The sequence below is a fragment of the Salinimicrobium sediminis genome (assembly GCF_900215295.1).
Classification (GTDB): domain Bacteria; phylum Bacteroidota; class Bacteroidia; order Flavobacteriales; family Flavobacteriaceae; genus Salinimicrobium; species Salinimicrobium sediminis.
Genome location: NZ_OCMF01000001.1, coordinates 1,668,274 through 1,682,588 on the forward strand (window position 1 = coordinate 1,668,274; position 14,315 = coordinate 1,682,588).

A 14,315-nucleotide genomic window follows, 5' to 3' on the forward strand; every position below is an offset into this window, starting at 1 on the left:
AATTTCCCCTGTGGGTTTTTATTCAAACCATTTTTCTACCTCGTCCAGCTGCAGGGCAGCTATTGGTAATTTATTCTTCTTGCGCAGGCCATTCAATTTTTGATGCACCTGGGTATGTTTTTGCTCCTTGAGTTTAGCAACGGTTCCAAACTCATGCATTACCGTATCAACCCATTCCTGCGGAACTCCGATTTTTATAAAATCTTCAGGTTTTGGAGTGGCAGCCTTCTTTTCCGGTCTCATTTGAGGAAAGAAAAGCACTTCCTGTATGGATTGTTTGTTGGTTAGGAACATGATCAAACGGTCCATTCCAATTCCGAGGCCCGAGGTGGGAGGCATTCCGTATTCGAGGGCTCTAAGAAAATCATGATCTATGAACATTGCCTCATCATCTCCTTTTTCGGAAAGTTTCAGTTGTTCTTCAAATCTGTTTCTCTGATCGATTGGATCATTAAGTTCCGAATATGCATTGGCGATCTCTTTTCCGCAGACCATAAGTTCAAATCTCTCGGTCAACTCCGGATTCTCCCTGTGTTCCTTGCAAAGCGGACTCATCTCTTTAGGATAATCTGTAATAAAAGTAGGCTGTATAAAGTTGCCTTCACATTTTTCGCCAAAGATCTCGTCAATCAGTTTTCCTTTCCCCATGGTTTCATCCACCTCGATGCCCATTCCTTTTGCTGCTTCAAAAAGTTCTTTTTCAGACTTACCTGTAATGTCAAATCCGGTGAACTTCTTGATCGCATCGGTCATGGTGATTCGGGCGTAAGGCGCTTTAAAATCCACCTGGTGCTTTCCGAAGGTAGCTTCAGTAGTACCATTCACGGCAACTGCACAATGCTCCAGTAGTTTTTCAGTGAATTCCATCATCCAGTTGTAATCTTTATAGGCAACATAGATCTCCATGGCGGTGAACTCAGGGTTATGGGTCCTGTCCATTCCCTCATTTCTAAAGTTTTTGGAGAACTCATAAACTCCGTCGAAACCACCAACGATTAACCTCTTAAGATAAAGCTCGTTTGCAATTCTCAGGTAAAGCGGAATGTCCAGCGCATTGTGGTGGGTCATGAAAGGCCTTGCCGCAGCACCACCGGGAATGGATTGCAGGATTGGAGTTTCCACTTCAAAGTAGCCTTTGTCGTTAAAGAAATTCCTCATCGCATTGAAGAGCTTTGTTCTCTTCACAAAAATATCCTTCACCTTTGGATTCACTACCAGGTCGGCATAACGTTGACGGTAGCGGAGTTCGGGATCATTAAATTCGTCAAAGGTATTTCCCTCCTTGTCTGTTTTTGGAAGCGGAAGTGGTTTTAGAGACTTACTTAAAAGGGTGAAATTCTCAACCATTACGGTTTTCTCGCCCACCTGGGTTTTGAACAATTTCCCTTCAATGCCAATAAAATCTCCGATGTCGAGGAGTTTTTTATAAATATCGTTATACTTGCTTTTATCGTCACCCGGGCAGATCTCATCACGGTTAAAATATACCTGGATCTTTCCTGAAGAATCCTGGATTTCGGCAAAAGAAGCTTTTCCCTGGATCCTTCTGGACATAAGCCGGCCGGCAATCACTACTTTCTTATCTTCTTCAAAATCTGCCTTAATGTCGGCAGTAGTGTGATCAACGGGATAAAGCGCTGCGGGATAAGGATTTATATTGAGTTTACGCAGGGAATCAAGTTTTTCCCGGCGAATAATTTCCTGTTCAGATAAATGCATGTTGTATAGTTCGATTTTCGACTGGCAAAGATACAGACTAAAGGGCAACCAATCAATTGTTTTTTAAGGGGGAAAGAGCTTTAAATTATTGCTTCAAAATTTGATATCTTTGTGATTACTATGAGTCTTTGGAGAGTTCTGTTATCGATACTTTTTCCGCCTTTGGCTGTTATGGACAGGGGCTGCGGATCTATTTTGATCGTGTTGATCCTTACCCTGCTAGGATGGATTCCCGGAGTTATAGCTGCTCTGATCATTTTAAATAACAAAAGGTAAGCCTTCCGGTATATTTCTCAATACTCATATCTCACTTCTCAATACTAATAAGATTTGAATAAAAATATACATTTTCAGGAACTGGGGCTGCGGGATTATAAAGAGACCTGGGAATATCAGGAAAAATTGTTCAGGGAGATCCTGGATCAAAAAGTGAAAAACCGCCGGGAAGCTGCAGAAGAACCTACAAAGAACCATTTGCTTTTTGTAGAACATCCACATGTCTATACCCTCGGGAAAAGTGGAGATATTTCCCACCTTTTGATCAACGAAGAGCAGCTGAAACAAAAACATGCTACCTTTTACAAGATCAACAGGGGAGGGGATATTACCTATCACGGTCCGGGGCAGGTAGTGGGTTATCCTATCCTTGATCTTGAGAATTTCTTTTCAGACATCCATAAGTACCTTAGGCTGCTGGAGGAGACCATTATTCTCACTCTGGCAGAATATGGCGTAAAAGCCGGCCGCAGCGACGGTGAAACCGGAGTATGGCTGGACAGTGGTACCCCTTTTGCAAGAAAGATCTGTGCCATGGGCGTTCGTGCCAGCCGCTGGGTGACCATGCATGGGTTCGCTTTTAATGTCAACAGCGATCTTGGTTATTTTGACCATATCGTTCCCTGCGGAATTCAGGACAAGGCAGTGACCTCATTAAATGTAGAACTGGGAGTGAAGGAAGTGCCAATGGAAGAAGTGAAGGAGAAGATCAAAAGGCATTTTTCGAGGTTGTTTGAGGCGCAATTAATTTAATGTTCAAAGTTTAAAGTTCAAGGTTGTATCTCAAGCATCCTAATTTCTTACCGATTTTTCATCTAATAGCCAATCTCTTTGTGCTCTTCTTTTAATCTTCATTTGCTTTGTGTGGAAAAGGACGGGATAAGAATTTAAAATGTTCTATCGTACCTACGGCACTCCTGAATTTTTGTTCTTATTTAACTTCCGTTCTATCGTTCCTCCCGAACTTGATTTGCTAACCAGTGACCATTTAATATTACTGCCAACTAATTACTGCGCACTGCTTACTGAATAGATTAACACCCCATTCTCCTCTCCCTGCACCACCAGTTCCAGGGCGGTATCATCATCGGCGTTGGAGAGGTCTACAAGAGAATTTCCGTAGACGGGAAAGCCCGGAAAAAGGTTGGCGTTGCTGTCAAAGAGATAGACTTTATGGGCCTGTAGATCGGTTACAGAAACATAGATCTTATTATTGATATAGAAGATCTGCGGCTCGGTGTAAAGTCCGAAATCCAGGGTGGCGGAACTTTTCCCGATGCTTAACTCATTTTCTGAAAGGCTCACCAGTGTTTTTGGAGTAGCAGTGATCCTGGTATTTTCGGCGAAATTCAGGTTTTCTCTTTTTACACTCCCATTTTCATTGACCTTAAGGACCTGTCCTGAAGTATTGGTGGACACAAAATTGTCATTGTATTCATACCAGTCGTTTTCAGAAAATTCTATTTCTTCCCGGACTGGAACCCTGGTTTTTCCTGTGCGGCTAAGGATGTGGAGTTTTCCTGAACTTTCGGGAACGAGGATGTAATCTTTGCGACCGATCCTCACGTGCTTCGGCGGCTGAATGATCTCAGATCTTGCTTTAGAGAAACGGAAACCGTGTACCGCTTTTCCTTTGCGATCATACATTAGCAGATCATTGCCCTGCGTCACCACAAACCTGTAATCTCTTTTATTGTCATAATCAAAAACGGAAAGTGGCTGTGTGATCGCGTCCCGGAACTTCAGCGGAAAAGGTTTTACGGGATTCCCATCCCGGTCAATAATATGTAATTCACTTTGGGTTGCGAATGCCAGCTGAAATCTTCCGTTCCTAAAGATATCCACAGTTTGGACCTCTCCTAAAATCCGGGAATTTAGTTTCTTTTTCCAATAGATTTTTCCTTCAGGAGAAATGAGGTACAGGGTATTTTCCACATCCTGCACGGCTATATCCATTCCCTTGGTGCGGTGATTCTGGAAGAACACGGGTTTGCCTGCAAGGGCGGCGCCAAGATCTACGGCAGCAGCCTGTGCAGTGGCTTTTTCGGTCTTTAATGCAGAATTTTTCTTGAGAACAGCATGAACATGTGCAAAATTATCCTGCTGAATAAATTGTAATGCTGAAATTGGAAAATCTGAATAATCCAGATCATTATTGGAGGCTTCTCCTTTTGGTAAAGCCTGGTGATTTTTCACTACCAGAAAGGAAGCTTCTGAACTCAGGCTTTCAGCAGAAGATTTGTACGCTTCTGTATTACCTAAAACAAGACCATTTTGGCTGGTCGCAATGAGCTGGTGAAGGGCTTCAGTGTTGTCTGCAAAGAGCACCCAGGTATCCAAAAAGGCCATAACCTGGAGTGCTTCCGGCCGGAGTAGCGGTTGAAGCAGTTCTCCAAATACTGAAGAACCTGCGTACTCAAAAATGTCTGTTTCCCTATAGGTTTCTTTTTTCTGAAGATCCATTACCATCATTTGACGGGCAGCTTCAGGATCCAAACTGCGAACTGCAAATATTTTTCCTTCCGGCAGCTCAATGATTCCGGCTTCGGAAGCATTCTTTAGCAGAGAAACTTCCGAAGAAAGATCATTTTGAGAAGAATTGTTGAGGTTTCTTTCCAATTCGTCGAAACTGCGAAAGCTAATGGAGGTAAAACCATGACTGGTCACAGGAGAAATTTCTGCAAGTCTGTTATGAGAGACTCCCACGTTCTGAAAAAACTGCAGGTGCTGTGAAAGAGTATCGGCAGCAATTGAAATTCCGTCCAGGTTTATCTGGGTCTGACTTAGCTCGGCATCTACCACTGTCCATTGACTAAAATTCCGTAGAAATTCGGGAAAAATGTTTCCGAAGACCGCCGGAGCTTTGGAGTGATCAATAAAGATGTTTGGCTTTTTTGGAGAAGCTGCTTTAAACGCAGTTTCCAGCTGCTGTGAATTGCTGTGGGTGCCAAAAATGCTGTTTTCCAGAAGATTTTTAGAACTGCTTATAATAGTAATACTGTCAATTTGAGTGGTAAATGCACTTTTTCCCTCCAAAACATATTTTAAGATTTTGAGGTCTTTAGAGGTGAGGGTTTCCACCTGTTTATTAGGTATGGAGTCAAGGGAAATGGGACTAAGCGCACCCTTCGTTATAAAACTAAAATCAATTCTTTCTCCGTCTGCGACGAAGGTTAAAAGGGCTTTGTTTTTAAGCGGAAAATGTCTTAATACCCCCAATTTCTCACTTATTTTTTGAGAAATCTCATGCTCCAGATTTTGTTTTATGAATTCATTGTTCTGAAAGTTGCTGAAAAACAGGTCGGGATTGTTCATTTGAAGAATGACAGCCGGATTTGGCGGCAGGAAATCGGTCAACTCTCCAGATTCCGGTTTGTCATCTGCACATGAAAAGCTGAGCGAGATGAAAAGAATCATCAGGATTTTTTTCATGGGGGCTTTTTTACAAAAATAGTTTTTAAAAAGAGAGTTCCAACTGCTCTGGCAGCAGTTTAAAGCTTTGGCGGTGATATTTGGTAGTACCATACTTCTTTATTGCTTCCCGGTGTTCAATGGTGGGATATCCTTTGTTCTGTTTCCAGTTATACATAGGGTATTCTTCATGGATCCTGGTCATGAATTCATCCCTGTAGGTTTTGGCAAGAATGGAAGCCGCTGCAATGGAAAGAAATTTCCCGTCTCCCTTAATAATGCATTCATGTGGAATGGAGGCGAAAGGTTTAAACCTGTTGCCATCCACGAGAATAAATTCGGGTGCCGGGTCTAGCTTTTCAATGCAATTATGCATAGCCAGGATGGAAGCATTTAAAATATTGATCTGGTCGATCTCCTCCATGTAAATGTGCTGAACAGAATAACAAATCGCTTTTTCTTCAATAATGGGACGCAATTTGTCCCGGTGAAGTTCTGTGAGTTGTTTGGAGTCATTGATGAGCTTATTTCTAAAGGTCTTGGGCAGGATCACTGCTGCTGCGGTAACAGGCCCTGCCAGACAGCCACGGCCGGCTTCATCTGTACCGCATTCAAAAGTAGATTTAGAATAGCTTTTTTTTAGCATTTGTTAAGATAATGTAAAAGAAATGGCTTTTATGGCATCCTCTATTTTTGAATAACTTTGCAAATAAAAGAAAATTATAGCCGGATGTAAAACCTCAAAAACACCTTCTGTTCAAAATAAAACAATTTAAACATATGTGTTCAATTTTTTAAAGAATACCGCCATTTTTGGCTTTTTTAATCTTTTTCGATCCGTTTCATTACAAGCTTTTTATCTTCTTCATTAAGCCTTGCCAATTATTAAATAAATTAACAAACATCTTTTTTTCATTGCCTTGTTTTATTAAGAAATTATTATCATTTTTGGCCTTGGCTAATTCAAATAATAATAAAATGAAACAAAAATTAAGTGGAATTCTAACGCTATTGCTGGCGTTAGTCGTGCAAATTTCTTTTGCACAGGAGTCACGTCAGGTTACTGGGACAGTGACAGACGGTGACGGGCTTCCTTTACCGGGAGTAAACATTTTAGTTAAAGGTACTCAAAGAGGTACTCAAACAGATTTTGATGGGAATTATAATATTTTAGTGAGTCCCTCAGATATTCTTGTTTTCTCTTATGTAGGTTTCGAAACCATTGAGAGACCAGTAGGAACATCAACCAGAATCGATGCTACCCTTACTCCAGATGCTTCTGAACTTGAAGAAGTGGTTGTTATGGGGTATGTGACCAGAGGAAAGAACGAATTGACCGGTTCTTCTGTACAGGTATCCGGAGAACAAATTGCTGAAGTTCCTGTGGTTTCTGCCGACCAGGCATTACAAGGTAGGGTTGCAGGTTTGCAGATTTCTACCTCTTCAGGTACTCCTGGAGCAGTGCAGGATGTGCGTATTCGTGGTATAAGCTCTTTGAGCGCCAGTAATGAACCATTATATGTAATTGACGGGGTGCCTGTTATAAACAGTAACATTGCCGGAAGTAATAGTTCAAGTTCATTGAGTCCTTTGGCTTCTATTAACAGCCAGGACATCGAAAGTATGACTGTTCTTAAGGATGCTTCTGCTACTGCTGCTTATGGAGCACGTGGAACAAACGGGGTAATCGTTATTACCACTAAAAGAGGTCGTTCAGGAGAAGTTAGATTCGATTTTAACTCAAGTATAGGTATTCAGAACGATGCTTATAATAAAAGAAGAGTTCTTACCGGTCCCGAGAGATTAGAGCTTACTAAAGAAGCTTTGGTAAATGCTTACGGAGCTGATTATGGTTTTACCATGGAGAACGCTTTACAATTGGGAGTAGATTTCAGGGTTTTACCTGCAGCTATTCTTGATTATGATGGATCTGTTTACGATTGGGATAACCTGATCAAAAATGAAGATGCACTTTTACAGAACTATACCTTTGCTGCTTCTGGTGGTACTGAGTTAGGATCTTTTTACGCGTCTGTGGGTTACAACAAAACTGAAGCTACTGTAATTGGAGCTGACTTTGAGAGAATTAACGGGTCTTTAAGTGTAGAGCGTCAATTTAGAGATAACGTAGATTTTTCTACCTCTTTAAATGTGTCTCATTCTACTCAAAACCCAATTCTTGAAAGAGGTACTTTCTTTTCAAATCCATTCATTACAAGATATTTGATGAACCCATTGAATAATCCTTTTAATGAAGATGGTACTCCTACAACAGATCTTACTTTTGGTTCTTTGCACAACACGCTTTACGTTACTGCAAATGACATCAACGTAAATGCTCTTACCCGACTTATCTCTAACAGTAAAGTGGATTGGGAATTGATCGATAACGTGACCTTCTCAAACAGGTTTAGTATGGACTTCCAGTTAAATGACTACAAGAGTTATTTAAACAGGTATGAAGGTTCTGCTGCTCCGGTTAATGGATGGTCAGAAAGAAGTACCGAGCAAAACTTCAACTTTGTATATCAGGGATCTCTTGGATATAAATTCCAATTGGGAACAGATCATAACTTTGATGTTATGGGTCTTTTTGAATATCAAAAGAACCAAAACAACTACCTGTATGGATATGGAGAAAACTTCCCTGCAGATGGTTTGACAAATCTTGAAAATGCAAGTGCGAATCTTGATGCTTTTTCATCTTATGCTGACTGGTACAACGTATCCTATCTTGCTCTTTTGAACTATAACTTTGCCAGAAAGTACGTACTTGATGCTACTTTTAGGAGAGAAGGTTCTTCAAGATTTGCAGAAGGAAACAGATTTGGTAACTTCGGTTCTGTTGGTGCTGCCTGGAACCTTCACATGGAAGATTTCTTGATTGACTCTGCATTTAGTTCTTTAAGACTACGTGCTTCTTATGGTATTACTGGTAACAGTGGTATTGGCCTTAACGAGTACCAGGCGCTACTTTCTTACTCTGCAGATTATGATGATAATGGAGGAGCGACTCCTTCTCAGTTCGGTAACCCCGATCTTACCTGGGAAAAAGGGGAAGCTTTTGATGTAGGTGTAAGTTTTGGTCTTTTTGAAGATAGATTATCAGGATCCTTCTCTTATTACAACAGAAGAACTTATGATTTATTACAGGCTGTACCGCTTTCGCTAACTACAGGTTTTGACGAACAAAGCCGTAACGTAGGAGAAATGGTGAACAAAGGGATAGAAGCTGAATTATCTTATATGGTTGTTGATACAGGAGATTTCTCCTGGCTTGTTAGTGCAAACTATGCAACTGTAGATAACGAAGTTACTGAGCTGGCTTTGGGATCTGATGGTAATCCTATCAACCCAAACTCTTCTTCTTCTTACAAAACTACTGAAGTAGGACTTCCTGTTGGAGCCTGGTATATGAGAACATGGGCAGGTGTTGATCCACAAACAGGTGAGCCTACATGGTATGTGAATGGTGTTGATGGAGAAGTTACTTCCAGCTACAGTGCTGCACAAAGAGTTTATCAGGGTGCAAGTGCACTTCCTACTTATTCAGGAGGATTTAGCACCAGAGTTACATACAAAGGTTTCTTTGCAGATGCTAACCTGTACTTTGCAGGAGGACACAAGATCTATGAACAATATGCTCAGTTCTACATGAACGTGAACAGCTTTACTTTAGGATCCTATAACGGGGTGTCTGAGTTATTGGAAAGATGGCAGCAGCCGGGAGATATTACCGATGTTCCTAAACTAAACTATGCTAATGGTAGAAGTTTCCAATCTACAAGCTCTCGTCACCTTTTTGAAGGAGATTATGTAAGATTAAGAAATGTTGCAGTTGGTTACAGCCTACCTACTCAATATGCTGATGCTATTGGTGTTGACGGTCTAACTATTAGTTTACGTGGCACAAATGTTGCTACTTGGGTTAAAGAAGATGGTTTGAAGTTAGATCCTGAAGTTCAGGCTATTGGATATACTTCCCTTACAACTCCACCTGTTGAATCTTATACTTTAGGTGTTAACTTAAAATTCTAAATGAAAATGAAAATTAAATATTTTTTAATGCTGGCATTGGGGCTTGGAATTGCTACTTCGTGCACCGAAGAAGATCTTAACCCTACGTTGGCACAGGACAAAAGTATTGAGACAAGTATCAATACTGTGAATGATCTAAATGCTGTTTTAATAGGTGCTTACTCTCGTATGCAACCAACAGCATATTATGGTAGAGATGTTATCATCCTTGGGGAAGTGTTTTCTGATAATGCTACTTCCAATGCAAACTCAAACCGTTTTGTACTTGAGGCGCGTATGGACTTACTGGCAACTTCAGCAATAGCTGAAACCCTTTGGGCACAAGCATATGGAGTTATCGCATCTGCTAACGTGGTTATTGGTGCAGAAGGTCTTGAAGGTGACCAGGCAACAATTGATCATCTAAAAGGACAGGCTTATGCTTTAAGAGCCCTTGCTCATTTTGACTTAGTGAAATTTTACGGTCAGCAGCACGTGAATGGTGGTGGATTATCTGCTCCAGGTGTTCCTTATGTGACTGCCTTTAGAGATAATGATGCTTTGTTCCCAAGCAGAAACACGGTTCAGGAGGTAAAGGAATTAGCTTATGCTGATCTTCAGACTGCTAAAGATCTAATGTCTGAAAGCCTTAATGGTACTTCTACAGAGTATATCACTACTTATGCTGTAGACGCTATCGAAGCCAGAATTGCAAATTACTTTGGTGATTGGCAACGTGCTTTAGATGCTTCTAAATCGGTGATTGATTCCGGTGTTTTCTCTGTTGTTAGCGAAGGTGCTTTCCTTTCAACTTTTGCAACAGATGGAGGAGTGAATATCATCTTTGAAATTTCTAACTCACCTACAGACAATGCTGGTATTAACGGTCTTGCAAACATCTACCAGGCTGGAAGCTATGGCGATGTTATTGCACTTCCTAACCTTGCTGCGATCTATGATGATGGTGATGTGAGAGGAGCTACTCCTTATGACCCTGCTGTTGATGAGCCTACTACTGTTATTGGGATCCATCCTAACGGAACTTTGAGAAATGTGGGTAAATACCCATCTACTGCTCCTTATGAGGATAACATTCCTGTAATTCGTTATGAGGAAATGGTATTGATCTATGCAGAAGCGCTACTTGAAACCGGTGATGCTGATGAAGCTCTTATCTGGTTAAACAAAGTGCCAGCTGAAAGAGGTGCCGATCTTTACACTGAAGCTACAAAGGATAATATCCTTCTTGAAAGGAGAAAGGAATTGGCTTTTGAAGGTTTCCGTTTCCACGATCTAGCTCGTACAGGTATGGATATTCCTTATCCAGACGCAATTCTACAAACTCATGAAGGTCCAGAATATGGAAGCTACAATTTCGCTCTTCCTATTCCGGCTTCAGAAGCAGATACTAATGCTAATGTGCCTCAAAACGCAGGTTACTAATTATTAGCTGTTATTTATATTAAGACCGCCCCTCTGGGGCGGTTTTTTTATGTTTATAGCATTCTTTTAGACATTTGTTTTACTTTTGTCCAAGCCTTGAAAACTATGAAGCATAAAATCGTATTGCTGTTACTGTTGCTTTTCTCTTTGCACTCGTATTCACAGGAGAGAAGTTCAAGGACATCCAATCCTGATAAAGAAGTATCTTCTAACAAGGAATTACCTGAAAAGGCCCCTATAGAGCTTTACAAGATCATCTCAATTGAAAATGATACAACCCATGTTGATACTTCATTGACTATTGTGGATGACTACCAATTCAATTACCTTAGAAAAGATAATTTTGGACTCCTTCCTTTTTCCAATGTAGGGCGGGCGTTTAACCGGCTTACCTATAATTTCACAGAGGACCGGGAAATTCTACCTCAATTTGGTGCACGTGCCCGGCATTTTAATTTTATGGAAGTAGAGGATATATATTACTATCACGTTCCTACTCCCTTGACCGAACTTTATTATAAAACCGTTTTTGAGCAGGGACAAAATCTTGATGCACTTTTTACCATCAATACTTCAGAAAACCTTAATTTGTCTATTGCTTATAAAGGATTGCGTTCTCTTGGAAGATATCAGCATCTGCTAACCAGTACGGGTAATTTTCGTACTACAATAAGCTATCATACCCCAAACAACAGATATCATTTAAGAATCCATTTTGTTTCGCAGGATCTTATGAATGAAGAGAACGGTGGGCTTACTCCTACTGCTGTTGAACAATATATAGCCAAAAATCCTGAATTTGATGATCGGGCACGCCTGGACGTTAACTTTGAAAATGCCCAGTCCACTCTTTATGGAAAACGATTTTACCTGGATCACAGCTTTGATCTTATAAAGAAGAAAGATTCCTTAGCCTCCACCGGGATTCTGTTGGGTCATAAACTTAACCATACCTACAAAAAGTATGTCTTCCAGCAAACGGAAGCCGTGGAAATGTTTGGACCTTCCTTTGAAGAAACGGGCTTAAAGGATGAGACACGTCTTTCCTCTACCTATAATGAGTTATATCTGTCATTCTCCCCCGGTTTTTTGGGTACCATTACCGCAAAAGCAGGGTTGAACCATTACGATTATGGCTATAATACTGTGGTCAACTTAGAAAGTGATTTTATTCCTAACCGGCTCCAGGGCGATATAGTTTCAGCAGGAGGCGCCTATGAGGGAAGGCTGGGTGCATTTCGCCTGAATGCGGAAGGAACTATCAATGTGTCAGGAGATTTTTCCGGATATAATCTTTCCGGAGATCTGTCGTATAAAATTTCACCCGATATTTTTGTTGAAGCTACCGCTAGCATAAACGATCGTGCTCCTAATTTCAATTACCTTCTTTACCAAAGCGATTACATCAACTATAATTGGAGGAGAAATTTTTCCAATGAGAGCAGGCAAACCTTGGGAGTGGAAGTTTTGGCGCCTAAATGGTTAAATGCCGGCGCAGAATTTACTACAATAAATGATAAAACATATTTCGCTTTAAATGAAGATACGCTTGTAAAGCCATTTCAACATAACGGGCAGGTTAGTTTCTTTAAAGTGAAGGTAAACAGAGAATTTCATTTAGGAAAATTTGCTTTAGACAATACTGTTCTTTATCAAAAAGTACTGGATGGGAGTCAGGTCTTAAAGCTGCCTGAGCTTGTAACGAGAAATTCTTTTTATTACAGTGATCATTGGTTTAGAAGGGCATTATTTTTACAAACAGGTTTTACTCTAAACTATTTTTCCGGGTATGAATTAAATGCCTATGATCCTGTTCTTGCTGAATTTTATGTTCAGGACAGTTTAGAATTCGAAGGCTTTCCTACGGTCGATTTCTTTTTCAACGGAAAGATTAGACAGGCAAGGATCTTTTTTAAATTAGAGCATATAAATGCTTTACTGGATGGAAACAATAATTTTTCTGCACCCTTATATCCCTACCGGGATTTTGGATTAAGATTTGGTTTGGTGTGGAATTTCTTCATGTAGCGTCAATATTCCATTTATTAAAGTGAAATTCCCTTCCTTTTATTCAGTTGGTCCGGTTATTGTTATTATTTTAACTTAATAATTAAAAAAGTAAAAACATGCGCTCTAAATTACCCGTCTTTCTGATTTTATTTTTTGTCTCTTTTCTAACTTTTGGACAGGTCTCCGGAGGAATTAATGATGGTATGAATTATGGGTTTACCCTAATTCCAACTATTGAAAAAGATTCTGAGGAAGTAGAAGGTAGTCCTTACTATACCCAGGATTTCATTCGCGGAACGGTTAAAATTCAGGAGAAGGATCCTCTCGAAGCTTATCTTAAGTATAATGTAGCCGAAGAGCGAATTGAGATTAAAACTCATTTGGAAAGTCCCCGTACCTACCAATTACCCGCAGGTTCTGATGCAGAATTTATTATTGAATCTGAAAAATTTGTTTTAGATAAAATTACTGCTGAAAAAGGTTCTGTTTTTGGTTATTTTGTTGAGCTCCAGACGGGAGATAAATATCGTTTGCTGAAAAAACCTATAGCTCACTTCCGGGAAGGGGAAAAAGCTAAAACAGGCTACGGAAACGATAAACCTGCCACTATTACTATAGAGGATGAATATTACATTGTTCCAAAATCGGGGATGGCGATCAATGTAAGAGCTAAATCTAAAGATCTAAAAAAAGGTTTCGGTTCTAAAGAGGTGGAAGATTACCTGGACAACAATAAAATGAAGTCTGAAGACGACCTGATAAGATTTGTTGGATTTCTAAATCAATAGAAAGCTCCTTCTAATTCATATTTGTATAAACCTGAAGTTTTTTCTTCAGGTTTTTTTATTGTTATCGAGCCATGCTTAAAAAATTTACACCTCTCAAAAATGTCATTTTCAGCACCTTAATTCCGGAGGTTTCAAAAATGTCAAAAAAAGCTTAAAATATTTTTTGCAGAAGCTTGCAGAAGTTGAATTCGGTTGTATATTTGCAGCCGCTTTGAGAGAGAGTGGCAGGAGAGGGAAAGCAGCAGCTGAGCCTTGATGTAGCAAGCGACCAAAGCAAAAAAGTTCTCTGAAATATTTTTGAATTTTATCTTGGATGGAAAGAAGATTTGATCTTATCTTTGCATCCGCTTTCAGAAACAGCTATTGGTTGTTAAAGGAGCAGTAAAAGTTCTCTGAAAAAGTTTTTAGAATTGGGATTAAAGGTTGTAAGTTTGCCTCCCGATTTTCGACGAATTGATTTCCGGGTGCTTTTTAAAGCTTGAGAAAAAAAATTATTTTTTTTTCTTGCCAGGTTTAAAAAACCTTGTACATTTGCAGCCGCTTTGAGAGAGAGCAAAAGTTCACAAATTATACTGAAAAGGAATCCCGGGTAGGGCACAGGCAGAAAAGGTTCAACTCCTTTTATTTCAACAAGACGATCCTTCCAAAAAT

Annotated in this window: 9 protein-coding genes; 6 read left to right on the top strand and 3 right to left on the bottom strand. The window is 40.1% G+C overall.

Annotated features, from left to right (window positions below; translation table 11 throughout):
- Positions 1-18 precede the first annotated feature (18 nt).
- Positions 19-1,719, bottom strand: a complete 1,701-nt coding sequence (gene lysS / locus CRO16_RS07710; RefSeq protein WP_097055704.1) for a lysine--tRNA ligase — start codon at positions 1,717-1,719, stop codon at positions 19-21.
- A gap of 120 nt (positions 1,720-1,839) precedes the next feature.
- Here lysS and CRO16_RS07715 point away from each other — a divergent pair, with 120 nt between their 5' ends.
- Positions 1,840-1,995 carry a YqaE/Pmp3 family membrane protein gene (locus CRO16_RS07715; RefSeq protein ID WP_097055705.1) on the top strand — a complete coding sequence of 52 codons (156 nt, stop codon included), beginning with the start codon at positions 1,840-1,842 and terminating at the stop codon, positions 1,993-1,995.
- 54 nt (positions 1,996-2,049) lie between these two features.
- Positions 2,050-2,748: a lipoyl(octanoyl) transferase LipB gene (gene lipB, locus CRO16_RS07720; protein ID WP_097055706.1), complete on the top strand. Its 699-nt coding sequence runs from the start codon at positions 2,050-2,052 to the stop codon at positions 2,746-2,748.
- Positions 2,749-3,003: 255 nt separating this feature from the next.
- On the opposite strand, the gene CRO16_RS07725 is transcribed toward lipB, so the two are convergent.
- Both CRO16_RS07725 and CRO16_RS07730 read right to left on the bottom strand, forming a co-directional pair.
- A complete protein-coding gene (locus CRO16_RS07725) occupies positions 3,004-5,427 on the bottom strand; it encodes a DUF3352 domain-containing protein (RefSeq protein WP_097055707.1) in 2,424 nt (807 codons plus the stop codon).
- Between the two features lie 25 nt (positions 5,428-5,452).
- The gene (locus CRO16_RS07730; protein WP_097055708.1) at positions 5,453-6,052 is read right to left on the bottom strand and encodes a ribonuclease HII; all 600 of its coding nucleotides are present in this window, start codon (positions 6,050-6,052) and stop codon (positions 5,453-5,455) included.
- Between the two features lie 332 nt (positions 6,053-6,384).
- Here CRO16_RS07730 and CRO16_RS07735 point away from each other — a divergent pair, with 332 nt between their 5' ends.
- From CRO16_RS07735 to CRO16_RS07750, 4 genes are all read left to right on the top strand, one after another.
- Entirely contained in the window at positions 6,385-9,444 is a 3,060-nt protein-coding gene (locus tag CRO16_RS07735) for a SusC/RagA family TonB-linked outer membrane protein (protein WP_097055709.1), read from the top strand.
- Positions 9,445-9,450: 6 nt separating this feature from the next.
- A complete protein-coding gene (locus CRO16_RS07740; RefSeq protein ID WP_097055827.1) occupies positions 9,451-10,866 on the top strand; it encodes a RagB/SusD family nutrient uptake outer membrane protein in 1,416 nt (471 codons plus the stop codon).
- 105 nt (positions 10,867-10,971) lie between these two features.
- Positions 10,972-12,894 (top strand): putative porin, encoded by a 1,923-nt coding sequence (locus tag CRO16_RS07745; protein WP_097055710.1) that lies wholly within the window; start codon positions 10,972-10,974, stop codon positions 12,892-12,894.
- Between the two features lie 98 nt (positions 12,895-12,992).
- Entirely contained in the window at positions 12,993-13,664 is a 672-nt protein-coding gene (locus tag CRO16_RS07750) for a hypothetical protein (RefSeq protein WP_097055711.1), read from the top strand.
- Positions 13,665-14,315: the final 651 nt, after the last annotated feature.

Bases quoted from the DNA above. Each gene is read 5' to 3' on its own strand.
- lysS (WP_097055704.1), bottom strand. From the start codon at position 1,719: ATGCATTTATCTGAACAGGAAATTATTCGCCGGGAAAAACTTGATTCC.
- CRO16_RS07715 (WP_097055705.1), top strand. From the start codon at position 1,840: ATGAGTCTTTGGAGAGTTCTGTTATCGATACTTTTTCCGCCTTTGGCT.
- CRO16_RS07725 (WP_097055707.1), bottom strand. From the start codon at position 5,427: ATGAAAAAAATCCTGATGATTCTTTTCATCTCGCTCAGCTTTTCATGT.
- CRO16_RS07730 (WP_097055708.1), bottom strand. From the start codon at position 6,052: ATGCTAAAAAAAAGCTATTCTAAATCTACTTTTGAATGCGGTACAGAT.
- CRO16_RS07735 (WP_097055709.1), top strand. From the start codon at position 6,385: ATGAAACAAAAATTAAGTGGAATTCTAACGCTATTGCTGGCGTTAGTC.
- CRO16_RS07740 (WP_097055827.1), top strand. From the start codon at position 9,451: ATGAAAATTAAATATTTTTTAATGCTGGCATTGGGGCTTGGAATTGCT.
- CRO16_RS07745 (WP_097055710.1), top strand. From the start codon at position 10,972: ATGAAGCATAAAATCGTATTGCTGTTACTGTTGCTTTTCTCTTTGCAC.
- CRO16_RS07750 (WP_097055711.1), top strand. From the start codon at position 12,993: ATGCGCTCTAAATTACCCGTCTTTCTGATTTTATTTTTTGTCTCTTTT.